The sequence below is a fragment of the Blastococcus sp. SYSU DS0552 genome, from assembly GCF_054050815.1.
In genome coordinates this window covers 171,606-194,478 of record NZ_JBJHAB010000007.1, presented here as the reverse complement: position 1 = coordinate 194,478, position 22,873 = coordinate 171,606, and the positions used below count along the sequence as shown (strand labels likewise).

The window sequence follows — 22,873 nt, the reverse complement described above, 5'->3', positions numbered from 1 at the left end:
CCCGAACGTCGGGTGAACACAGGCTCTGACCTGCAGAAACGCGCTGTCGCGGGAGCCGTGAACACCGGCTGGACACCGGCTACGGTGAACACCGGCTTGACGTCGGGAAACGCGATCTCGTGAACACCGGCTGAACGTCGGGTCAGTCGTCATGGCCGCCGCCGATCTCCATCGACCACTTGCCTTCGTCGGTCAGGAACCAGCGGTCCTCGACGCTGCCGCCGGACGTCTTCGCCCCTGGCTCCTTGCGCACGAGCTGATTGCCGGCCAGCTGGCGAAGCTGACGCCGGATGGCCTGTAGGTCCGACGCGGCGGCGCGGCCGAGCACCGCACCGGCCAGTCCCGACGCCGTGGCGCCCTGGTCGCCGCGCTCGAAGAGCACCGACATGACCGTGACCGAGCCGTCGTAGGTCGCCGTGCGACCGGCGGCGTGGTCGTGCCGCAGTGTCAGCGGGCCGATGGGCTCGATGACCGGCTTGAGGTGCTTCAAGGTGACGGTCGGGGAGCCCGGCTCGCCGTCCAGTGCGAACACGGAGCCAAGCCCGGACGTCAGCCAGGTCGAGCCGTAGACGTCATCGAGCGCGTTGAGCCGCTTCTCGCCCTGCGCCGCCTTCCGCTGGTGATGCAGCAGGAGCAGCTCGGTGTCCCTGGCGATGACCTCCTGCCAGGCGATGTTGAGCGCCGACCCGACCTCGTCCTTGCTGATGCCGGGAACGAGGTCCTTCACGGAGTCCACTACCAGCAGGCCGCAGCCGGGACAGACCTCCTGCACGAAGTCGGCCAGCGCCGCCGTGCCGCTCGTGATGTTGACCGGTAGCGGCCCGCGCCAGACGATCAGTGAGCGGTTGAGCTGGTCGCGTTGGTCGGCGCTGACCATGCGCCGGAAGGACTGAAGTGCCTGTGACGGCCGGTCCATCGCCAGGTACAGCACCGGCCGGTCGTCGGTCGCCACCGGCATCCCGAGGAACCGTCCGGGTAGCACTCCCACGCGGTGCAGGACGAGCTGCTGAGCGATGGTCGTCTTGCCCAGCCCCTGGTGCGAAGCGAGCATGATTCCCTGGCCCTTGGCCCACGCGATCCGCTGGTCGGCACCCCACACGGCCGGTGGCGATTCCGGTTCATCGAGGATGGCGTCACCGCCGAGCTGCGCCCGGGTCGCGTCCTCCCCGCTGGCGGCGAGCCGGTGGTGCTCCTCCTCGTCAACCTCGCGCTGCGCCTCCCGCTTGGCGGCGATCAGCAGCTTCTGCTTGCGCTTCTCGACCTCGAACTCGGCCTCGTAGGCCGCCGCCCGGGACTTCTCGTGTAGGGCGTCAAGCCACTCGCGCAACGCGCGGCGATAGTCGCGGATCTCGTCATCGTCGCCCGCCTGCGGCTCGGTGTAGGCCATTGCGCCGCCGCCGGTGACCGGCAGGTTCAGCGGGGGATCCGGCGCGCCCTGGTCGCTTAGAATGCGTGGTGCGCCGGTAGGCAGCAGCCGAACCTTTCCCGGACTCATTCCCGGCGGTGGCGGGGGAGGCGGTGCAATCGGAATGACTTCGCCGCTCTTGGATACGAACTGTGGCGGCAGTGGGGGTGGTGCGGAGTCGGCGGCGACGCCAGCCCCTGACTCATTCGGCGTATCGTCCTTCACAGCGGTTCCCCATTCGGCGGGGTGCCGTTAGGACGGAGTGATGACCCGTTCGACTGGTTGATGGAGAGCAGCAGTGGGGCCGGGGCTGAATAAGTCCCGGCCTCGCTGTTTGTCGGGGCATTCGACCGCAGCAGGGCCGTCACCCGCTCGACGGTCGCCGGGTCCGAGAGCTGCACCGGCACGTTCGAGTCCATGCACGAGGCCCAGAGCGCGTGCCTGGCGACGGGCGAGAGGTCATCGACCGCGCTCATGACGTCACCAGTCGCCCGCGCGGGCCGTGGTACTCGGCCTCGAGCGCGGCCTTGGTGAAGAGCAGCTCCACCGGCAGGCCCAGCTTGGTGGTCAGCTCAGCTTGAAGCTGGCGTGACGGCGGTACGCGGCCCGCCAGAGCGAGCAGCGCGTGGGCCTCATCGGTCTGTAGCAGGCGGACGAAGCCGCGAATGGTTCGGCCGTCGTTGCGAACGATCTCTTGGATCGGCTGGCGGCCGAACTTCGGGTGCTTGACTGCGGGCACAGGAATCCCCTTTGACGTACGGAGGGTGGGATTCCTTCGCTGCTCGCGGCAGTGACAATGACCCTGGGCTCGCGCTGGCGATAGGCCCGGTCGGTCGGCCTGGCGAAGGTGGTGGACGGCGTTCCGTCAGTAAGTCAATAGTAACGCAACACGGACTGACGTGTTCGGCTGCCGGACTACTGCTTCCAGTTTACGTGCACTCGGTTGAGCAAAAGAAGCTCCTGATGCTCCTTGCGACGACTTTGAAGACTTTCGTCGCTTTCTCCACGCCTGCGCGGCAGGGTCGTGGTGAAGCCCGCCGGGTGCGGCTCGATGACGATCTTCTCGATGACGTGCCCCAGGAGCGTTCGCTGCCACGTGGCGTCGTGCTCAGCCCACACGTCTCGCAGGCTGCGGCCGCCGGTCTCGATCACGAACACCGACCGCTGGACCTCGGCCAGCTCACGCCGCGTGGCGTCAAGCCGCTGCTGGACTCGGGTGACCTGGCGCAGGTACCGGCGCCGGTCGAGTAGCCCATCGGCGTGGTCGTCGTCGAGCCGCTCCAGAAGGCGCTCAGCGTCTCGAATCTGCTGCCGCAGGTCGTCATCGTCGGCCAGCTGCTCACGTGACGAGAGGGCCAACTGGACGCCCGGAACGTCCAGTCTCGCGAAGACCTGGCCGAGCACCCAGTCCTCGACCGGCGGCAGGTCGATCCTGATCTTGCCGCAGCCGCCCTGGGCCGTTGTGCAGATGAACGACGGGATGGTCGTGCCTCCCACCTCGCCGCGCCTGGCCGCGCGGTTCGACCCGGACAGCCAGTGGCCGCAGCGACCGCAGAACAGCAGCCCGGAGAGTGCGTACTTGCGACGCGATGACCAGTCCGGCGGGCATGTCCGCGCCCACCGCTTGTCGTCGTAGAGGATCTCCCGCAGCCGGTCCCAAGTCGGCCGGTCGAGGACCGGCTCGGCCACCTGGCGGAGGCTGCCGTCGTCCAGCTCCATGCAGCCGATGGTGGCCGGGCTCGTGAGGACGCGCTTGAGCGTCTGGCTCTGCCAGCGGGCGCCCTGCGGAGCGCGCGGGCCTGGACCGGTCTTGATGCCTCGGCGGTTGAGGTCGGTCCAGATGCCGTACAGCGACTCGCCGTTGAGGACGCGGCGCGCTCCCTCGCGGATGACGGCCGCGCGCTCCGTGTTGATCGTCAGCGTGCCGCCCGGAACGCGGTCGTAGCCGTAAGGCGGGAAGCCCCCGTGGTACTTGCCCTGCTCCTTCCGCTGCTTGGCGGCGCGTGCCACGCGCTCGCTGATGCGCTCGGCCTCGGCGCCGTCCCACGCTGCGATCGTGCGCGCCACGGCTCGGCCGTCCGCCGTCTCTAGGTTCACGTCGCCGCTGGCGATGGTCCGGAGTAGCACGCCACGGCGGTCGTGAAGCTGGATCAGCTCCTCCCACTCCATTGGCCGGCGAGTGAGCCGCGAGGCCGAGTAGCTGAGGATGATGTCGAACTCGCCGCTGTCAGCGGCCTTCAGCATCTGCTTGTAGGCCGGACGGGCCTTCTTGCTCTTGGTGCTGGCGCCGACGTCGTTGTCTGTGAAGACGTCCACCACCTGCCAGCCCTCATGCTCGGCGCGGGCCATGCAGTCCTCGCGCTGGCGCTCGACGCCGAGCCGTTCGCCTTCGCGGTCGTCGCTGATCCGGCAGTAGATCGCGGCGCGTAGTCGATTACGAGACGTCGTCATGTCGGTATCGTATCGAACGATTCGCGCCTGCTCATCGCGCTGAACTCGGGCCTGCCCGGCATGTGCACGCTGCACGCCAACAGCGCCCGCGAAGCGGTCGTGAAGATGTGCACGCTGCCGCTGCTGGCCGGGGAGAACATCGGGACGTCGTTCGTCGTCCCCACCGTCGCGTCCAGCGTGGACCTGGTGGTGCAAGCGGGCACGGACGCCGACGGCCGGCGGCGGGTGCGCGAGATCGTCGCGCTGCCCGGCCGCGCCGAGGACGGTGTCGTCGAGACCGCCGACGTCTTCACCAGCCGGGACGGCCGGCTGGTGCGGGCCGACGGCTATCCGCCGCACCCCGAGCGGTTCGCCGCCGCCGGGTTCGACCTCGCCGGGCTGCTGGCGTGACCCAGTCCGGTGCTCTGCTCGGCCTCCTGCTCGGGGTCGGGCTGCTGCTGATCTGGCGCAGCGGGTCCCGCGCGCCGGCGCCGCGCACCGATCCGCGCCGTCCCGGGCGACGGCAGCAGCTCCTGGCCGCCGCGGGGCTCACGGGTATCAACGCCGCGCAGCTGCTCGCCCTGCAGATCGGGCTGGGGTTGCTGGTCACCGTCGTCGTCCTGCTGACGACGAGCACGGTGACCGTCAGCCTGGTGTTCGGGCTGTTCGGCTTCCTGCTGCCGCACGCGCAGGTGCGCCGCCTGGCGGGCAAGCGCCGGGCCGACCTGCGCGAGGTGTGGCCCGAGGTCGTGGACAACCTGGCCTCGGCCGTGCGCGCCGGTCTGTCGCTGCCCGAGGCGCTGGCGGCGCTGTCGACCCGCGGGCCGGAGGTGCTGCGGCCGCCGTTCGCCCGGTTCGCCGCCGAGTACCGCTCCAGCGGCCGATTCGGATCGTGCCTGGACCGGCTGAAGGACGACCTCGCCGACCCGGTCGGTGACCGCATCGTGGAGACGCTGCGGGTGGCCCGGGAGGTCGGCGGCACCGACCTCGGCCGGGTGCTGCGCACGCTGTCGACGTTCCTGCGCGAGGACGCCCGCGCCCGCGCCGAGCTGGAGACCCGGCAGGGCTGGGTGGTGCAGGCGGCCCGGCTGGCGGTGGCCGCGCCGTGGGTCGTGCTGCTGCTGCTGGCCACGCAGTCGACCACGCTGGCCGCCTACGACTCGGCGCTGGGCACCGCGATCCTGCTCGGCGGCGGGGCGGTGTGCCTGGTCGCCTACCGGCTGATGCTGCGGATCGGGCGGCTGCCCGAGGACGTGCGGGTGCTCCAGTGAGCGGGGTGGTCCGGTGAGCGCCGGCGTCCTGGGCATGCTGCTCGGCCTGCTGGCCGCGACCGGGCTGGTGCTGGTGTTGACGTACGCGCCGCCGTTCCGCTCGGTGCGGCTGGTCGACCGGCTCGCGCCGTACGTGCACGACACCCCGCCGCCGTCACGGCTGCTCGGCACCGCGACCGAGCCGGGCCTGCTGACGGCGGTGCGCCGGATCGCCGGTCCGTCGATCAGCAACGGCGCCCGCGTGGTCGACCGCTTCGTCGGCGGGCGGGCCGCGGTGCGCCGGCGGCTCGACGCCCTCGGTGGTGAGCTGACGGTGGAGGACTTCCGCATCGAGCAGGTCGTCTGGGGCGGGCTCGGCCTGCTCGGGGCGGCCCTGGTCGCGGCGGTCGGGTCGCTGGCCGCCGGCGACCTCAACGTGCTGTCGGCCGGGCTGCTCTGCGTGGCCGGCATGGTCGGCGGGGTGCTCGGCCGCGACTGGTGGCTCACCCAGCAGGTGCAGCGGCGGGAGGAGCTACTGCTCGCCGAGTTCCCGGTGGTCGCCGAGCTGCTCGCGCTCGCGGTGACCGCGGGGGAGAGCCCCACCGCCGCGATCGCCCGGGTCACCCGGCTCTCCGGCGGCGAGCTGGCCCGCGAGCTGGGTGCCGCGCTGGGCCGGGCGCGGGCCGGCGTCCCGTTGACCGACGCGCTGCAGCAGGTCGCCGACCGCACCTCGCTGGACCCGCTGGCCCGGTTCATCGACGGCCTGCTCGTGGCCATCGAGCGGGGCACCCCGCTGGCCGAGGTGCTGCGCGCCCAGGCCGCCGACGTGCGCGAGGCCGGCAAGCGGCGGCTGCTCGAGGCCGGCGGCCACAAGGAGATCGCCATGATGGTGCCGGTCGTCTTCCTGGTGCTGCCGGTCACCGTCCTCTTCGCCTTGTGACGAATACCGGCAAACACGGCTCTCGCCAGGGATCTGCTGGGTAGCGGCTTCGAGGCGTGTCCGGACTCCGATACGTCAGTCGGCACCGTGCGCGCCGCGCTGAGGGTCCAGGTGGAGGCACGCCACGTTCCGACCGTCTATGGCCATAGGCTCAGGGCTGTGTCGGGACCGCAACGAGACATCAAGGAGTTTCGCGGGGCCGCGATCGCCCTGGGCGCAGCCATCGCCTGGGCGGCTGGAGTCGTCGCGATCTTCGGCGCCGCTTGGTACTACACGGTTCCCTCCAGCTTGTTTGTGGGTGCTGGCATAGTTGCCCTGGACATAGTCGTATTCGGCAAGCCTGTAAGCCGAGGGACGGGCGTCGGTCAGTTTGCAATCTTCGGGCTAGCTATTGTCATGTCGTTGAGTTCGTTATGGATGGCATTCAATCTAGGTGTAAGCGTAGAGCGCGAGCGCATGTCTGCGGAGCCGTACCCCTACATCGCAAGCGGGTCCGACCCGTCCCGCCTCCTCTATTCGGCGCCGTCTAGAAATGCCGCGATAGACCTCTTAGATCAGTTTGATGTGCAATACGTCGAGTGCCAAGTCAGGATCGATGGACATGTTTGGTATAAGTTGGCTCGGGACGAAGGTTGGCTAAGCGCCGAGCACTTCATGCCCGAACCTTACAGTGGTAGAGGGGAGCCACCCCAATGTGAGTCCTGAATTCTCCTCGCCTGCTTGACGTGCCCGTCAGCAGACTCTTCGACCCGCGCAACTTGGGGGCTTATTGCGCGGGCTCATGCGACGACTCTAGTGTGAGACGCGGCGGCGCGGAATCCGAGGCCGTGGTCGTCCCTCGACGGAGCGGCCTCTGCGGGGCAGGCTTTGTCCGTGGAGGAACACGCGGCAGGTGCTGGAGTTCTCAGGGAAATCTCGCGTGGTCTCTGTTGGGTTGAGCCCATAGCTTCCTGCGTCGCCTGCGATCCGACAATCTCCTTTCCGTTGAAGCCGCGGATGCGCTCGCGCCGCCTTGGCACGCAACGGGGTTTGCACTGAGATACCCGGTGGACCGCCGCCTACTGCTGGGCACAGCGAAGGGCACTTTTCGTCTCCGGTGCCTGCGGCGAGCCCTGCAACCAACTGAAGGTCCGTTTATCCCGTGGAGCGTCGGCGAACCCTTAGCTCCGAGCATCGCCGCCTGCGAGGTCGTCGGCTGCTCGATCTGCCGGCACGTTGCGCACGATGTGGCTTTTCGGCTCGTCGTGCTATCCGTCGATCTGCACGCCTGGGCCATGGGAAACCCCTATAGCTGACCGAAGAAGGCTACGAGTAGGCAGCGCCATGGTCTGAGAAAGTCGCTTCGACCTCGCTCTGGGTCCGAAGGCCGGACAGTGTGCCCTGAATTGTCGGATCCTTGAGGTCAAGCATCCGATACTCCCCCGAGCTGTTGCGAATGACGCTCACGACTCTGGCGACGCTAGCCGAATGCCTTTGGGCGTAGATTGCTAACCCACGCAGCTTATCGCTGGCGTCGGCAAGGTGATGCCCGTGCGGATCAATGACACTGATGCGCAAACCCTCGTCGTCATCGGTGTGTACAAATACGAAGTCGGGATAACAGCGCCCGAAGCCCGCGCCCGACTCGTATGGCACGCGAAGAGCACGCTGACCGCCGGTGGGGTTCCGGTACCAACCGACAAAGCCCATTCTGGCGGACTCGACCATCAGGACGTGCTTTTCCCAATCCGTGAATCGAGCACGGTACAAACCAGCACCGTCCGAGTACAGGTGCTTCTCATAGCCAGGAACTTGATCGTCGCCCGTCATCGTGATCGGCCCCTTCGGCAGACTCAATCTCGAGCGCTCTGGCTGTCGCGCCATCGAACGGACTTCTGCGTACTTTGCCTTCTTATCCTCAGACAAGTTGCTGATTGCGTCGCCATAGGTGTCAAGCCATTGGCGGACACGGTCGGCCGCGCGATGCTCGATGGCGTCTACTGTCGACACGTCCCGGGACAGAGCGATAGTCAGCACCCGAGCGTCGTGTGGGTCATCACCATGCCTGGCCACGCGATCGCCCCAATACTTGTCCGCCAGTCCATCGCGAAGCTTGCGGCGGGCACCAGCGAACAACCTGTTCAAGTCGGCGGTGTCCGTAGCGTGCGTCTCGCGACTTATAGCGTCCTCATCCGGCCCGATGTCGAGAACTTCGACGCTCGCGGTCTCTACGTTGGTGATCATCTGCGGCAAGGCTCCATCGGACACCAGTCGAGCACGTTCGGCGTTAAGCGAGTCCACGAGGTACTGGTCGGCGGCTTCGATAGCCATGTGGAGAAGGCCATCCCCAATCAGCAACGCGGCCAGCTTATGCAATCGAGTGACCTGAGACCGATGCACCGGGCCTGGGACGTGGTAGCTGGGCAGAGCTTCGATCGCGTCGAAGACGGCGGTCGGTACTAGGGTGTTTCGCCCCGCATCAATGGCGTTGATCTCAACGTCCGTCGGTATGCCACCGTCGTCCTGCTCCAGCTTCTCTTTAACAGATGCGACCGCGGTCCGGTCGAAGTTTGGAAGGTATAGTCGCACACGGTTTAGGGTTTCGGGGTTTTCAATTCGACGGGCCAGTGGCGAGCGAACCATCCGCCCAATGAGCTGGGCAATGTAGGTGTCATCCTTCGCCGTCCGTAGCGAGACCATGACTTCGGCACGAGGACAATCCCAGCCAGTTGTCAGCGCTTCCTTGAACACGACGAGTCGGACAGCTTGCCGGTCCTGAATGTTCTCTGGCTTCACGTAGCTAACAACGTGCCTGCCAAACTGCTCAGTCGTGTGTGACTCGAGAGAATGCGCAAGCGCATTGTGCTTACCCAGCGCCTCCCACTCCTCGACGCAGATGTCCAGCAAGCTACCAATGTCGCTGGGTGTCGAGTTCGGAGGAATTTGCAGGACCAAGGCGGGACAGACCTCAGGCTCACTCTCCGAGGACGTGTATGCGCTCCAAACCTCATCCACTTCTCGGAGAGCCGCCGCCGCTTGGCGGACGAGCGTTGCTTCCATCGCCTGCGCCTCGGCCTGATAGGAGATCGATAGCACATCCTTGATCAGACCTGACTCACGGACTGCAGAAGTGGGCACCACGACCTTGCGCGGGACGCGCTGTTGACTTCCGCGTTCAACTGCTACATCGAATCTCTCTGGGGTCGCCGAGATCCCTAGAGCTACCGGCGCGGCCGGAACGTACTCGCTTCCATTGAGCAGCCTCTGAGCGATGGACTGATCTTCCCTAGATCGCTTGCCTGTCCCGCGATGAGCCTCATCAATGACCAGATAGTAGTGGGAACCAGCGCTCTCGATGGTGTTGCGCATAGTCTGCCAGATGGAATGAGTTCGCCTCCCCTCCCGGCGCACCACCAGCTTGGAGGTCCGACTCAGCTTCTGAATGTTGAGGAAGTACACCTTGCCAGGATCAAACTCGGGCTGGTCGAACCCCTCGTCGAGGGTCACCATGTGCGCCGGCTGGATGCGGTCCGACGCCTCTAGGATTTTTTTCCTCGTCTGCTCATTCAACGAGGGGTCGTCGGTCAGCCAAAGAAAGATGGCGGCAGGGTCTGCTGGCGTATCAGTGTCGGCGTCGCCGAAGAGCAGCCTTTCGATGACCGCCGCAGCTATAACGGTCTTCCCGGCGCCGGTGGGTGCCGATAGGGAGACGGCAGTGTGTTCACCGTCCGCCGCGTATTCGCGGCTTCCCTTGCGCAGGCCGTTGATGACCTTGGCTGTTGCCTCCTCCTGGTAGTCCTTCAACTCGTACTTCACGAACTGTCTCCCGTATTGATGGCAAAGGTGGTCAGGTAGGACTCGTACAGGCGGACAGCTTGCACGTCTGCCGGAAGTTCGGCCGCGACGCGTTGGAAGACCGCCTCTGAGTCCGTTACCACAAAGGCATGAGTCAATGTGTCGTTGTCACGAGCGGACTGGCAGAAGTCCGGCCAGGCGTTAGTGTCAAAGAGGACACCATAGCGCCCTCCCTCTGGGACGCACCAACCACCGACCGCCTCATCAACGCGCGGACCACTGGCACCTGCCATAAGCCAAAGCATCGGAGCGACTGCGGCGTATGCGGTCCCGAGCTGAACGCGGTCTGGGTCCTCGTAGGAAAGTTCGAAGAACTCCAAGTTCTCCTCGAAGCCTTGGGACATAGCGAACTCGTCAGTGAACTTGTACTCGCCTGCTATCGGCTTACCGTCCGGCGTGAGTCCCGTTAAAGCTGCTTCGAGTCGGGGACGGGTGATGTACTCGAAGATACCCTGAGCTTCCCACTGCGGATCGCCAGGGCGGTGACCCGCCTCGGCTAGCTCAGCGGCTTCCGCGGGTGAAAGCTCATTGTTGGTGATCAGCACGGATCGTCGCGCCCCGCCATCTTGGTGGTTCAACCGCGCGACGGCGTGGGTGGTCGTCCCGGATCCCCCAAAGAAGTCGAGGACGAGCGCATTGGGATTATCGCCGACGAATAGGCGCAACATGTCCTCGACCGCGTATAGCGACTTAGGGAACGGGAAACTCCTGCCCGGCAAAAGCTCGCCGATCAAGCTGGTTCCATGCGCGCCCGCATCATGAGACTTCTCGCGCCAAACCGTCGTTGGCCGCGCGGACTTGCCGTTGGGAGCGACCACTTCTTTGGACCCATCGGGCCGGACCCCGGATACCAGGAGTTCGCCGGACTCAATCTTCTTGATGTTCGGTGCGGTTAGGTAGGAGAAGATGAAGGGCTGCTGTTCGTAACCCGGGGTGACTCGCACGTACCCCTGGTCTAGGGCCTTCCTTAGACTGGGACCCGTCAAGCCCCATTCCATCTCGACGCCGTCTTCCCGTACAGGAAACACCGCAACAGCACCGCGTCGTTCAGGTGCAGTGTGTCGGTCCGCCGTCTTGTCTAGCGGCTCACCTATGTGGACGATGCGTGAAGTGTTCGTGTCAACGTAGATCGGATAGAACTGTCGTGGCCGCGAACCGCGGATGGACTCATTGTCATTCCGCCGAAGGTAGCGCCAGCGGACCTTGGTTTCTCCGGATCCCACCTGCACTGCAGGGACTACTGCCGACCCGAAAAGAACGACAAAAGCGTACTCGTCAACGCGCGAGAACTCGTTCGGCCTGGCAGTGCCTTTGGGGTTGATCGTGATGGACACCATCTGCTGGGTGGTCCCCGGGAAAAGCTGATGCAGCAGTATGCCCAGACGGTGCACTTCCGCTTCATCGATTGTAACGATTAGTACGGACTTGTCCGGGCGAAGCAACTTCCGCGCAAGCCGCAGACGCTTCTCCATAAAGGATAGCCACTTAGAGTGTCTGAAGCGGTCGGCTGTATCGACGAAGTCGTTGTTGTACTTCCAGTCCTTCGCCCGGTTGTTGTAGGGCGGGTCCAGGTAAACTACGTCGACTTGGCCCTGCGATGTGTAGAGCAGCGTTTCGAGAGCGTGGTAGTTCTCCGCCTTGATGACTGCGTGAAACGGCTTATCTCCGCCCTTCGCGATCCGGCCCAGGCTGCGAAGACCGGGATAGATTGGATCCCCGAACTCTCGCACGACGACCAACTCGTCTACTTCGCGGATCTCTGTGACAGCGGGGCCGACGGGAGCCTTTCGACTTAGGTAAGCCTTGTCCCCCTCCACGCGAGTTACCCGCCAGGTTGGCGAGTCGCTCTCGGAGCGGATCTCCACCAGTGAGTGACGTCGGACCGGCAGCCCGGGCAGGCGGACCTTCTCCGGCATGTGCCGTTCGAAGACGAGCCCCAACTCTCGTTCGCCCCTGAGCGGTGCTAGTTCCCGCTGGAGCGCCTCGCGCAGTGCTGGGTCTGGCACACGGGCGAGTAGCTCATCGATGGCAGCCACTTGCGATCTCCTTGCTGTTGGGGCGGCGTTCGCTGGCCTCGCCCGCGTCGTTGCTGAGACTAGGTGCCGCCTGCGGCGCTCCCAGCCCTGCCGGTCTAGTGCGGGCGCGTCGCGCCGGCACACGCATAGGACGCTGGCGACAGGGCGCGAGGTTCGACGTCGTCAAGCCTGCCAATGTCTACGTAGGTATCCATCTCACCCGCTTGGTGCTGCACTGTCCTATTAGTTAGCCGACCTGCTATGTCCGCGTTGCGCAGCACTTCGTGACGGTTGCGGGCTCGGTACCAGAAGACGTGGAAGTCGTCGGGCTCGTTCTCCTCCCAGAACGGCCGATGATTCGAGTGACTCACTCGGCGGTGGACGTCCCGAAGCCTCGTCTTGACCTCGAACGACCGGCCGCACTTGTCACAATGCAAGTCACTGGAGTTCCGCCTCTTGTCGACGACTGCGTAGTCGATCACGAACGTGAACACTCCCGTGCTATCGGGTTGATGTAGTGCGTGAACCGAATGGCCGGCCGGACGAAGTAGGCTCCCTGCGACGTCGAACTCGGCTCTTCGTGCTGGTTGCGTGCGTGCAGCAAAGAGGGCGTCCGGCTTCATCCCACGCATCTTGTCGCGGTACTGAGCTTGGACCTCTAGGTTTCGGTACTCGACGTGGAACCACAGGGCGGCGAGGATGTGCTCATTGTCGTCCGTGTAAAACACAGCGTCCACCATGTCGTTCACTGCGACACGCATCTTCAAATATGTAGATGTTGATTCTGACTTTTCATGACCCCATGAGGAATCCAAGAGCATGGCTCCCCTCCTGGAGACGGGAAACCACCGAGCGTGGGCAGAACCATCGTGGGGGCGAAGGCTCACCTTGCCGTTGTCCAGGTCCAATGCACAGACCACCAACCGACGCTGCACCGGAGGCTCGATCTCCCGCCCCTGCCAGTACAACCTCGCTGGATCCCACAGCTCCCTCACTCTGATCTCCCGCGGGCACTCCTAGCCGGTGGACACCGGGGGACACGTGGCCGAGAGCGAGCGCCGTTGTCATGCGGACGAGGCTTCCTGCAGGTGGGCGGGAGCATCGTGGTCGTCCCCTCGCGTCGAGTGACCTTGAGACCGGGTGCAAGAGGGAGCATCCCGCAACCCAGTGACAAGAAGGGGGAGCCTTCGGACCCGGCGGGAAGTGCTCCGGGGACGTGGTTCCCCCAGGGGGTATGCCCCGGGGAGGCTCCTAGGAGCCCATCGCCAGTCTTAGCAGCCGAGGTTCTGCCACGGTAAGGAAGTCGACGGCCGCAACTATCCCGACCGTTGAGCCTGTCGAGTTTGACCGCTCGACTGGGCCACGGTTGGAACGTCGACGGGCCGAACCCGCTCATTTGCCCTGAGAGCGTCTGAAAAGGTGCGAGGGTAGCAAGGGCACCCAGGTCCACGCCTGACCGCCTCACAATGGCACTGAGGGCGATTACCGGCCATTCGGGGAGAGGAATGAGACTGTGGTCCTCTCCCCGAATGACTTCTTATAGTCAGGCGAGGCGGTAGGTCAGAGTCACCTTGGCGGAAACCGTCCAGACGGTGCGCATGTCGTATCCCTCGACCACGACGCCCACGGGCGGGCGATTCGGCTCCGACCACGAGGTCCGAATGTTGTCGACGGAGGCGATGCGTCCGGTACCCGACTCGGCCATGCCCACGCACCGTTCCATCGTGTCGGCGAGAATGGCAGCCACATTGCGGCCGGACTTATCGGTCACCCGCACGAAAGATGACACCGCCACGGTCATGCGCTGGGCGCCTTCATCATCCGGCTCGGTAGCGACGATGGACGGAGGCAGGGTCTCGCTCACCGTTCCAGGCTTCCTCGACTCACCGATAAGACGGATTCCGTCCGGCCGGTCGGACGGCAGCGCGTCGGCCAGGCGGGCAGTCACTCCCCGTGCCAGCCTCAAAATCGCGTCCTCGGGCGGAGCCACAGACAGCACCGGAAGCTGCGGGAACGCCTTGCGGACCTTCAGGCTAACCGTGTCCCGGTGACTATCCCCGATCTTGCTGGTGCTCTGGTTGACAACCCCGACCTGAAACCCCCGGTCCCGGCAGGCGCGGTCCAGCCGATCCGGGTCCAGAGGAGCCATGAGCGAGTCGCGGAAGTACGTGCCAGTCAGCTCGCCGGACAGAATGCCGCCCTTGTCCTTCGCCGCGTCCTTCTGCAACAGGTACAGGACCGGCTCGCCATTGTCGTTCGGCTGCACGTCGGCGGAAACGGTGACGACCTTGACCGGCACCCTGCCACCGAGCATCTTGGCCAGGACATCGGCGAGGACGTTGGCAAGGCGCACGTCGTCATTGATGAGGTTGCGCTCGGCGAGCCTCACCGCGCGCTCGTAGCCCTCGACCGCGAGAGCAGCAACTTCCACTGCGGCGGAGCGGTGCAGGTGCTCGACCGTCAGCGCCTCCAGGGCACTCGGATCGACCTGCCCGCTGGTCAGACGTGCACGGTGCTCCTCGGCGGCGTCCCGGGCCTGCTGGTGCCACTCCTGTCCCCGGACAAGCCTCGCCTCGGCCTCGGTCTTGGCCTGCCGAGAGAGCTCGGCAGCGGAAGCAGGAGCAGGCGTGGGCTTGCTCTGAGCGCCGGCAGACGGCTTGGGGTTGTTACTCGGCATGGTGGTGTCCTTCTTCCGTGTATCGGCAGAACGGTTGTCGGTAGAGCGAGCCCTAGACCGGGGCGCAGCGCCGGAGGCATCGGACGACGAAGTAGAGGACTTTCTCGACGTATTGGACATTGGACCTCTTCTGCTCTCTGTCTGTTTTTGGGCACAGTTGGTAGACCCAGCCTCTCCGCGGCTGGGCGTTCGATGGCGGGACGAATGGGCCTCGTCTTGACTAAGACGATCCTCAATCGCGATGAAGCCGAGGCTCGGCTAAGCCTCGGTGCCGGACAGCGAAGCACCGGCGGAAACGGTGCTCCGACTCAGTTCTGCGCTGTTGCTATCCGCCGAAAGGCCGGGACTGAAACACCGGCGAATACTGTCAGTCGTCGAAGGGGGGAGTGTCGACGCGGCTCACAATCGCGTCGAGCTCGTTGGGCAGTAGGACTTCGTCGTTGTTGTACCTGTCGATCAGAAGATTGACCTCCCCCTCGGTCCATTCGTTCTTGTTGCGGAGCGCCTCGTACTCATCTTGCGTCGGCGGCAAAGGCAGGTGGGGTCGATACTTCACCAACGCCTCGTAGTTAAGCTCGTGTATCAACTCGCCGTTGCGGAAGGCGACCTCGGCCTTCTTGGCAGCCTCCTTCTCCACTTGTTCCCAGACCCCTCTCAGTCGCTCCTCGGCGTCTTCACTCAACGACTGCCGGCGATCCGCCTCTACCTTCTTTCCCTGTTCGCCGCTGACGCCAGTGACCTCTGGGAGTCCCGTCGCCCCCGGAGGGGGGCGACGTTCCTCTTTGAGAGTTTTCAGATGAGAGTTCCTAGTGAGAGTTTGTTCGCCACCTATGGCGACCATCTCCAGTCTCCCTGGCGATGATCCTGCTTTGCACTGGCGACCATCCATGCCCTGACTGGCGACCATTCCAGATGCCGACGTGCCACCAGACTGGCGACCGTCGCCAGAGTTCCGGTGGTCGGGGTCGGGCACCGTCGCCCGGTACTTGGTGCCGCGCACGTTGGGCACTGGGCGCGCGATCTCCTCGATCCAGCCCAGGCGTTCAGCGGCCTTCATCGCTCGCTCAACAGTGCGCTTCCCCTGTCCGGACTCCTCGGCTAAAAGCTTCTGTGACGGCCAAGCTTCGCCGCTTCGGTTGTCAATGTGGTCGCCGAATGCGGTGAGCACAGCCAACAGCGCCCTGCCACCGACTCCTTCGGGCAGGCCGCGGAGCTTTGCCAGGCCCGCCCTTCTTACTTGCCGTTTCCAATGCGCGCCGTAACCCCGATCTCCCGGGCTGAGGGACCTGTCCAAGTAATGACTCCTCCCATGGCTCGGGCGGTCCTGATGACCTGTGGACTCGTCACAGCTCATCTAGGTAGACCTGTCGCCACTCGACGCGCTGCAACCATTCGGCGTAATGACCGTACATGCCCGTCCTCCCATTTCAAGGCGCGAGTCGTTGGGCCTCGGTCGTTGCGGCGAAGCGACCATTCGGCTAAACTTAGTTCGAGGAACCCGTATCTCTTCTACCGACTGTCTGTCAGTGACAGGGCCGGGGATGGTTTCCAAGTCGATCAAGACCCGGCACATCCGTCTGCCAAGCGGGCCGTCGCCTGTGGCGTTGACCAGGACATACGTCGCAGTCAGGATGCTCGCCTGACGCCTCTCAGGCGCGTTGCCTGACAGTCGGGGCGAGCCGTCCAAGTCCTGCGGAAGCTCGTGGGGGCGGGCCGGAATTGGGCAGTCGATCGGTCGGCCAAAGTCGACTCAAAACTCGGCTCGTTGAGGCGTAAGTCCAACCCCTGTGGAAGCGTCGGACCTGCTGGTCGAGACGCATCTTCGGTGGACGACTCTTGTGGCCAGTAGGAGGCTTCACTGTTGTCGCCTGTTGGCTCTTTGCTTGCTGCGTCTGGGCAGGTCCTCGACGACCTCTGCTGTCGATCAGTGCGGCCGTCGCCGAAGGATCTAGAAGTGACGTAGATCACGGCGCATGGCGCGTCGCGCGCAGTGTGTGAGCCCGACTGATCAGTCGCTGGGGCGCTCGTCGAGGGCCGGGATCAGGCGGTCGCCGACCTTCAGATGCATCGTCACCTGTTGTTGCATGGGCACGTTCCGCCGTCCCCTTCCCTTGGGGTGGAGCGTGATCTTCGCGAGCTGCTCCAGCACTTGGCGCTTCCGGTCCATGCTCAGATCCAAGAAGCGGTGGACGCTCTCGCTCCGTAGCTCGTAGGGCGGCCGGGGAGCGGCGTCGCTCTCGGCGATCCCCTGCTCGACCTCGGAGAGTTGCGCGTTCAGCGAGGCGGTCGCCGTCTCCAACTGCTCGATGGTGATGCCCCCGCGCGCGAAGGAGTCCGACAGTGAGGTCAGCCGGGCACGCAGGCGCTCGGCTTCCTGCCACAGCTCGGTTGGGGTGTCCGCGTCGGGGATCGGCATGAGGCCGCCAGGACGGATCGTCGCCACGGTTATGGCGAATGCGTTGACGACCATGTTGTCGGCCTCCTCGCGGGGCGTGCTGACGTGGTAGCTCGCGCACTGGTAGATCGGTCGGCCCTTGTGTCCGCTGCCCGCGTTGACGGTCTCGCCACAGGTGGCGCACCGGGCGATGCCGGTCAGCAGGTTCTCAGCGGCTCGGCCACGCGACGGGGCTTTCGTGCGGGTCAGCCGTGCGGGGTTGGTCAGCTTGGCGACGAGGAGCGTGTGCGTCTCCTCGGAGATGATTGGCTCCCAAGTTCCCTTGCCGATGACCTCGCCGTGGTAGGTCGCAAGGCCGGCGTTTCGTGGGTTGAGCAGGATCTTCCGTACGCCGTTGTGCGTCCAGCCGTCAACTCCCTTGGAACTGCGAGGAGTAGTGATCCCCAGGTCCTTCCAGTGTCGAACGATGGCCCTCAGTGGTTCGCCGTCGAGTACCCGCTCAGCCGACTCCCTGATGAGTTCGGCCTCCTCGGGGACGAGGGTGCCGTCCTTCTCAAACCCGAAGGCTCGCCAGCCGCTCTGCCAGGGCTTTCCCTCGGCGGCGCGTTGCTTGTTCGCCCGACGCTGGCGCGCTCCCTTACGCTCCACCTCGCCTCGGGCTACCGCTGCGAGGATGCGGGCGACCATGCGCCCCATGTCGGTCGTGAGGTCGATGTCCCCGGACACGGTGGCGACCCCGACATCGTGGTTGTCGGCGAGGACGATGAGCTCTTCGAGTTCCACCATGTTGCGAGTCATGCGATCGAAGTGCCACGCGACCACCACGTCGACTTCGCCGGTCTCGACCATGTTGAGGACCCGCTCCCAGGCGGGGCGCTTCTTCTTCCCGTACGCGGAGATCGAGACGTCCTCCTCGACCGCGACGACCTTCCAGCGGCGGAGGTCTGCGAGCTTCTCGCAGTCCTCGCGCTGACGAGCGTTCGACTTGCCCTCCCCCGTGTCGTCGCGGGAGACGCGGGTGTAGATCACTGCGCGCTTCATGACGTCGTCCACGAAGACAACCTACCCGGTTATGAGCACAGATCGTTCGCCTTGTTCCCGGGGCTGATCAGCATCGTCTCGCTGGCGCAGTGAGCCTGCGGACAACCGGAAAGGAAGCCCTCATGCGTCCCTACGCCCTCATCTCCGCGACCCTCGTCGCCCTGGTCGAGCGGTTGCGCGGCGAGGATCCCGAGCGGGGCGACGTGCCCGGCTGGGTGATGATCACCGTGATGACCGCCGCGCTGGTGCTGGCGATCCTGATCCCGTTCCGCGCGGCGATCGTCGAGGCGGTGACGAACGCGCTGACGTCGGTCACGAATGCCGGCTGAAGAAGAACCTCGCCGCCCCCCGCAGCTCGCAGGCTCGCCGCGGGACCCTGCGGCGAGGCCGTTCCATCAGCTCACCTTCCCACGGCTCGCGAGCCCGGCGCGGGCCCCTGCAGAGGGGCCGGAGGGTCATCGGGAGCGGGGCAGCGCCGTCGTCGATTTCGTGCTGGTCTCGCTGCTGATCGTGGCGCTGCTGCTGGCGGTGCTGCAGGTGGCGGTGTACGTGCACGTGCGCAACGTGGTGACGGCGAGCGCGCAGGAGGGTGCGCGGTACGCGGCGGCCGCCGACGTCGACTCCGCCTACGGCGCTGCGCGGACGGTGGAGGTGGTGGCGCGTGCGACGTCGGAGCAGACCGCGCGCGGGCTGGCGTGCACGTCGGGGGAGGAGGGCGACCCCTCCGGCGCGACGTTGGTGGTGGTGCGCTGCTCGGGGTCGGTGCCCTCGCTGCTGGCGGCCCTGGGGAACCTGCTGCCGCTGGAGGTCACCGGCCGGGCGATGAAGGAGGCCGGGTGAGGTGGCTGCGCGCCCGTCTCGGGCAGGTCGAGGGTGAGCGCGGGTCGGCGCTGGTGGAGTTCGTGTTCGTCGCGCTGGTGGTGTTCGTGCCGCTGGTCTACGTGGTGGCGGGGTTCTCGGCGGTGCAGCGCGGGGTGTTCGCCTCGCAGGCCGCGGCGCGGGAGGCGGGGCGGGCGATGGGCACCGCGCCGGACCCGGTGACGGGGCAGGAGCGGGCGCTGCGGGCGGCGCAGCTGGCGGTGGCCGACCAGTCGATCGAGGCCACCGACCTGCAGTTGGCGTACGCCCCGGCCGGCGCCGGGTGCGAGGCGGCGGGCAGCTACACCCCGACGCTGGCGCCGGGGGAGGAGTTCTCGGTCTGCGTGACGGTGACGGTGCGGATCCCGCTGCTGCCGGAGTTCGTCGACGCCAACACCGCCACCGGTCAGTTCGTCGTCGAGCGCGACCGCTACGTCGACGGCTGAGGGAGCGCAGTCGACGGGCCGCCACCCCACGCACACGTCGGGTGGCGGCCCAGCGGGGCCGAGCTGCTAGAGCTACTCGGTCGGGTCGGCGCCCCGACGCGATTCCAGTCGCTCGATCGCCCACGCGTAGGCATTCCCCCGCAGGGTGCCGTCCTTGGCCTCCCAGCCGCTCCCGCCCACAATGGACTCAAGCGCGGCGACGCTGCCGCCCAGCGCCTTGATCCGCGCTTCCCACTCCGGTGCCGAAGCGTCCGTGCCGTCGACGGACGCAGCCTTGACGGTGAGGCCGTAGCGGGCGGCGTAGCGGATGATCGGCGACCACCACGCGAGGCCCAGGTCGCCGGTCCCGGGGTCGACCATGGGGTCCGGCCGGCCGGAAGAGGCCAACTCGGAGTAGTAGTCAGCGATCCACTTGGGGTACGCCATGGCCCGGCGGCCGGCGGGAGCTCCCTGCGCGTCGCTCTTCCCGGGGTAGTGAGTGCCGCCGCGCGGGTCGACGAGCACGTAGACGAACGGCCCGGGCCCCAGGTCGACGGGATCGCAGAACTCGAGTTCCGTCGCGAGGCTGCACAGCGCGTCGTACGACAGGACGTCGATCGTCACTGGGACGGTGAACGGATTGGGCTTGGGCATGGGTGCCCCTCTCCTCGTGGTGGCCGAGTCCTGGACCGGTCCACCGTGTGGGTGTGTACCGCGAGTCGAGGTCGGCGATGAACGACGCCTACGACCGGGCGGCGGTGGTCACCGTCCCGCTCCGCGACGGCGCGCGCAACACGAGAGCCGACAGCTCACTCGACGGAGGCATGTGGTGGCGTGCTTGCGAGCCGGGGGGAGGCCTGAGGCCGATGGCCACTCCCAGCGGCACGAGGCCGGCGCGCGCCCCCAGGGTTCAGCGGCCTGCCGAGTCGGCAGGGACGAGCATCAGCAGGGCGTCGAGCGGCAGCCGCTCGCGCGCCGCCCGCTCGCGGGCGGCCAGCGCCTCCGGCAGCTCCGCCTCGGCATCGCGGCGGCCGAGCGCCAGGACGACGAGCGGAACGACGGCGGTCGGCAGGTCGAGCAACGCGGCGACCCGTTCCCGGTCGAAACCGCCGAGCTGGTGCACCGCCAGGCCCTCGTGCTCGGCCTGCACGGTGAGGTGCGCGACCGCCTGCCCGGTGTCGTAGACGGCCCACGGGCGTGGGGCGCCGTCCGGGCCGGCGGTCTCGGCCGCGACGACGACGAGCGCGGACGACGCATGCGCCCACACCCGGTTGCCCCGCGCGAGCGCGTCCTGGACGGCCGCGAACTCGGGCGTCCCACGCCGGGCTACCGCGAACCGCCACGGCTGGCTGTTGTTCGCGCTCGGCGCCCACCGGGCGGCCTCCAGGAGCGCGGTCAGCTGCGCGTCGGTCAGCTCGTGCGCCGCATCCAGGGCCCGAGAACTCCACCGCCCGGCCAGCAGGGGGTGCAGGGGCACGGCGGTGACGGCGGTCTTGCAGGCGCTCATGCCATCGACAGCCCGAGTCGAGGGTTCGATCTTCCGTGCGGTCGGTCACCCGGCCGACGGGCTCAGCGGCGGACCGCGTCCAGGTAGCGCAGCACCGCGGTGACCCGCCGGTCGGCGGCGTCGGTCGGCGGCAGGTCGAGCTTGGCGAAGATGCTGCGGATGTGCTTGTGCACCGCTCCGTCGGTGACGACCAGCCGGGCGGCGATCGCGGCGTTGCCCAGCCCCTCGGCCATGAGCGCGAGCACCTCCCGCTCGCGGGCGCTGAGCCGGTCCAGCCCGGCGTCCGGACGCGACCGGGTGAGCAGCTGGGCCACCACCTCGGGATCGATCGCCGTCCCGCCCTCCGCGACCCGGTGCAGCGCGTCGAGGAACTGCTCCACCCGCCCCACCCGCTCCTTGAGCAGGTAGCCCAGCCGCCGCGCCCCGCCGGCCAGCAGCTCGGTGGCGAACGCCTGCTCCACGTAGGCCGACAGCACCAGCACCGCCAGCTCAGGCTGCCGGCGCCGGGCCTCGACCGCGGCCCGCACGCCCTCGTCGGTGTGCGTCGGCGGCATCCGGACGTCGACGATCGCCACGTCCGGGCGGTGCTCGTCGACGGCGGTCAGGAACCCGTCCGGCCCGTCCGCCGTCGCCACGACGTCCAGCGACTCGGCGCGCAGCAGCAGCGCCAGCCCCTCCCGCAGCAGCGCGTCGTCCTCGGCGATCACGATCCGCACGGCAGCGCCACCTCCAGCGTCGTCGGCCCACCCGGCGGGCTGGTCAGGGTGAACTCCCCGTCGTGCGCCTCCACCCGCCGGCGCACGCCGGTCAGCCCGGAGCCGCCGCCCTCGACCGCCCCGCCGCGCCCGTCGTCGGTCACCGCCAGGTGCAGCCGGCCCTCGTTCAGGCGCACCGTCACCCGCGCCGCGGTGGCGCCGCTGTGCCGCGCCACGTTGGTCAGCGCCTCGGCGGCCACGAACCAGGCGGTCGCCTCCACCGACGCCGGGCACCGCACCGGGACGTCGACGTCCACGGTGCACGGCACCGGGCTGGCCGCCGCCAGCCCGCTCAGCGAGCCGGACAGCCCGCGGTCGACCAGCACCGGCGGCAGGATCCCGCGGGCGACCGACCGCAGCTCGGCCAGCGCCTGCTCGGCGGCGTACTGGGCCCGCTCCAGCAGCTCCTCGGTGGCCGCGGGATCCCGCCCCAACGAGCGGCGGGCCGCACCGAGCAGCACGGTCGTCGTCACCAGCCGGTTCTGCGTGCCGTCGTGCAGAGACCGCTCGATGCGCCGCAGCTCGGCCACGTGCGCGTCCAGCGCCGCCGCCCGCGTGGCGGTCAGCTCGGCCACCCGCAGCGACAGGTCGGTGCCCGGCGGTGCGGACAGCAGCCGCCGCGCCGCCCGCGCGTGCAGCCGGGCCATCCCCTGGGTCGCCCCGACGGTCAGCGCCGCCCAGCCGAGCCCGAGCAGCGCCACGGCGGCCGCGCCGGTCCAGGTGTCGACCGACCACCACCACGGCCGGCTCGCCTCGCCCGGCGGCAGCAGCGGCCACCACAGCGGGAAGGTCAGGTCGCGCACCGCGTAGACGGGCAGCCCGACCCCGACCAGCGTCCACACCAGCCCGACCGTCGCCGCCCCGGCCAGCCAGGCCAGCTCCCGCCGGGCCGCCGGGTCGAACGGCGACCGGGGCGCCGCGGCGGGGCCGAGGACGTCGGGGCCCCAGCGGGCGAGGCGGGCGCGCTCCCGGTCGGCCAGCGCGTGCACCAGCCGCAGCGCCCCCGGGACCAGCAGCACGCCGATGCCGACCAGGCAGGTCAGGGCGACGACGAGCACCCAGAGCAGCACGACCAGTGCCAGCAGCGAGGTGCCGAGCCCGCCGCCGAGCTGCTCGAGCGCACCCAAGGTGTCCCGGCCGGCCCGGACCGCCGCCGGGCGCAGCCCACGCGCGGCCGCGGGAGCCGGCGCGACGGGCGGGGGAGCGGAAGGCACCCCCGAACGCTAGGAGCACCGGGGCCTCGCCGTCAGCACCCGAACCGCAGGAGTACAGCCTGCTGTACCTCGAACGGGCAGGTCAGGGGATCGGCAGGCCGCCGCGCCGTCCCGAGGATCGATCACG

General features: G+C 67.3%; 19 protein-coding genes. 6 read left to right on the top strand and 13 right to left on the bottom strand.

Going from position 1 to position 22,873, the window contains the following annotated elements; genetic code table 11:
• Positions 1–142 precede the first annotated feature (142 nt).
• The 3 genes from ACI8AG_RS09590 to ACI8AG_RS09580 all read right to left on the bottom strand — a co-directional run bounded on the left by ACI8AG_RS09590 (position 143) and on the right by ACI8AG_RS09580 (position 3,856).
• On the bottom strand, positions 143–1,630 hold the full coding sequence (locus tag ACI8AG_RS09590; protein ID WP_456596852.1) for an AAA family ATPase: 1,488 nt from the start codon (positions 1,628–1,630) through the stop codon (positions 143–145).
• A gap of 247 nt (positions 1,631–1,877) precedes the next feature.
• Positions 1,878–2,144 carry a hypothetical protein gene (locus ACI8AG_RS09585; RefSeq protein WP_456596851.1) on the bottom strand — a complete coding sequence of 89 codons (267 nt, stop codon included), beginning with the start codon at positions 2,142–2,144 and terminating at the stop codon, positions 1,878–1,880.
• Positions 2,145–2,320: 176 nt separating this feature from the next.
• On the bottom strand, positions 2,321–3,856 hold the full coding sequence (locus ACI8AG_RS09580; protein WP_456596850.1) for a recombinase family protein: 1,536 nt from the start codon (positions 3,854–3,856) through the stop codon (positions 2,321–2,323).
• Positions 3,857–3,916: 60 nt separating this feature from the next.
• On the opposite strand from ACI8AG_RS09580, the gene ACI8AG_RS09575 reads away from it, so the two are divergent.
• From ACI8AG_RS09575 to ACI8AG_RS09565, 3 genes are read left to right on the top strand one after another with little or no spacing between them, the layout of a single operon-like run.
• A complete protein-coding gene (locus ACI8AG_RS09575; RefSeq protein WP_456596849.1) occupies positions 3,917–4,246 on the top strand; it encodes a hypothetical protein in 330 nt (109 codons plus the stop codon).
• The gene (locus ACI8AG_RS09570) at positions 4,243–5,106 is read left to right on the top strand and encodes a type II secretion system F family protein (protein WP_456596848.1); all 864 of its coding nucleotides are present in this window, start codon (positions 4,243–4,245) and stop codon (positions 5,104–5,106) included. Before ACI8AG_RS09575 ends, ACI8AG_RS09570 begins: the two co-directional genes overlap by 4 nt.
• Positions 5,107–5,119: 13 nt before the next feature.
• On the top strand, positions 5,120–6,025 hold the full coding sequence (locus ACI8AG_RS09565; protein WP_456596847.1) for a type II secretion system F family protein: 906 nt from the start codon (positions 5,120–5,122) through the stop codon (positions 6,023–6,025).
• Positions 6,026–7,330: 1,305 nt separating this feature from the next.
• Here the strand turns inward: ACI8AG_RS09565 and ACI8AG_RS09560 are convergent.
• The 6 genes from ACI8AG_RS09560 to ACI8AG_RS09535 form a co-directional block, all read right to left on the bottom strand.
• Entirely contained in the window at positions 7,331–9,820 is a 2,490-nt protein-coding gene (locus ACI8AG_RS09560) for a DEAD/DEAH box helicase (RefSeq protein WP_456596846.1), read from the bottom strand.
• On the bottom strand, positions 9,817–11,895 hold the full coding sequence (locus ACI8AG_RS09555; RefSeq protein WP_456596845.1) for a DNA methyltransferase: 2,079 nt from the start codon (positions 11,893–11,895) through the stop codon (positions 9,817–9,819). The genes ACI8AG_RS09560 and ACI8AG_RS09555 overlap by 4 nt, the downstream gene beginning before the upstream one ends.
• Before the next feature lie 95 nt (positions 11,896–11,990).
• Entirely contained in the window at positions 11,991–12,623 is a 633-nt protein-coding gene (locus tag ACI8AG_RS09550; RefSeq protein WP_456596844.1) for a hypothetical protein, read from the bottom strand.
• Between the two features lie 794 nt (positions 12,624–13,417).
• A complete protein-coding gene (locus tag ACI8AG_RS09545) occupies positions 13,418–14,551 on the bottom strand; it encodes a hypothetical protein (protein WP_456596843.1) in 1,134 nt (377 codons plus the stop codon).
• Between the two features lie 367 nt (positions 14,552–14,918).
• On the bottom strand, positions 14,919–15,719 hold the full coding sequence (locus ACI8AG_RS09540; RefSeq protein ID WP_456596842.1) for a helix-turn-helix domain-containing protein: 801 nt from the start codon (positions 15,717–15,719) through the stop codon (positions 14,919–14,921).
• 840 nt (positions 15,720–16,559) lie between these two features.
• Positions 16,560–17,999 (bottom strand): recombinase family protein, encoded by a 1,440-nt coding sequence (locus ACI8AG_RS09535; RefSeq protein WP_456596841.1) that lies wholly within the window; start codon positions 17,997–17,999, stop codon positions 16,560–16,562.
• A 110-nt stretch (positions 18,000–18,109) separates the two neighbouring features.
• On the opposite strand from ACI8AG_RS09535, the gene ACI8AG_RS09530 reads away from it, so the two are divergent.
• The 3 genes from ACI8AG_RS09530 to ACI8AG_RS09520 are packed head-to-tail and all read left to right on the top strand — an operon-like array spanning position 18,110 to position 19,291.
• Entirely contained in the window at positions 18,110–18,316 is a 207-nt protein-coding gene (locus tag ACI8AG_RS09530; protein WP_456596840.1) for a hypothetical protein, read from the top strand.
• The gene (locus tag ACI8AG_RS09525; RefSeq protein ID WP_456596839.1) at positions 18,306–18,827 is read left to right on the top strand and encodes a TadE/TadG family type IV pilus assembly protein; all 522 of its coding nucleotides are present in this window, start codon (positions 18,306–18,308) and stop codon (positions 18,825–18,827) included. The genes ACI8AG_RS09530 and ACI8AG_RS09525 overlap by 11 nt, the downstream gene beginning before the upstream one ends.
• Positions 18,824–19,291 (top strand): hypothetical protein, encoded by a 468-nt coding sequence (locus ACI8AG_RS09520; RefSeq protein ID WP_456596838.1) that lies wholly within the window; start codon positions 18,824–18,826, stop codon positions 19,289–19,291. Before ACI8AG_RS09525 ends, ACI8AG_RS09520 begins: the two co-directional genes overlap by 4 nt.
• A gap of 72 nt (positions 19,292–19,363) precedes the next feature.
• Here ACI8AG_RS09520 and ACI8AG_RS09515 read toward each other — a convergent pair whose 3' ends face one another.
• The 4 genes from ACI8AG_RS09515 to ACI8AG_RS09500 all read right to left on the bottom strand — a co-directional run bounded on the left by ACI8AG_RS09515 (position 19,364) and on the right by ACI8AG_RS09500 (position 22,746).
• Positions 19,364–19,924, bottom strand: a complete 561-nt coding sequence (locus ACI8AG_RS09515) for a hypothetical protein (RefSeq protein WP_456596837.1) — start codon at positions 19,922–19,924, stop codon at positions 19,364–19,366.
• A 256-nt stretch (positions 19,925–20,180) separates the two neighbouring features.
• On the bottom strand, positions 20,181–20,777 hold the full coding sequence (locus tag ACI8AG_RS09510) for a nitroreductase family protein (RefSeq protein WP_456596836.1): 597 nt from the start codon (positions 20,775–20,777) through the stop codon (positions 20,181–20,183).
• Positions 20,778–20,839: 62 nt separating this feature from the next.
• A complete protein-coding gene (locus tag ACI8AG_RS09505; RefSeq protein WP_456596835.1) occupies positions 20,840–21,493 on the bottom strand; it encodes a response regulator in 654 nt (217 codons plus the stop codon).
• Positions 21,481–22,746, bottom strand: coding sequence for a sensor histidine kinase (locus tag ACI8AG_RS09500; protein ID WP_456596834.1), 1,266 nt, complete (start codon positions 22,744–22,746; stop codon positions 21,481–21,483). The genes ACI8AG_RS09505 and ACI8AG_RS09500 overlap by 13 nt, the downstream gene beginning before the upstream one ends.
• Positions 22,747–22,873: the final 127 nt, after the last annotated feature.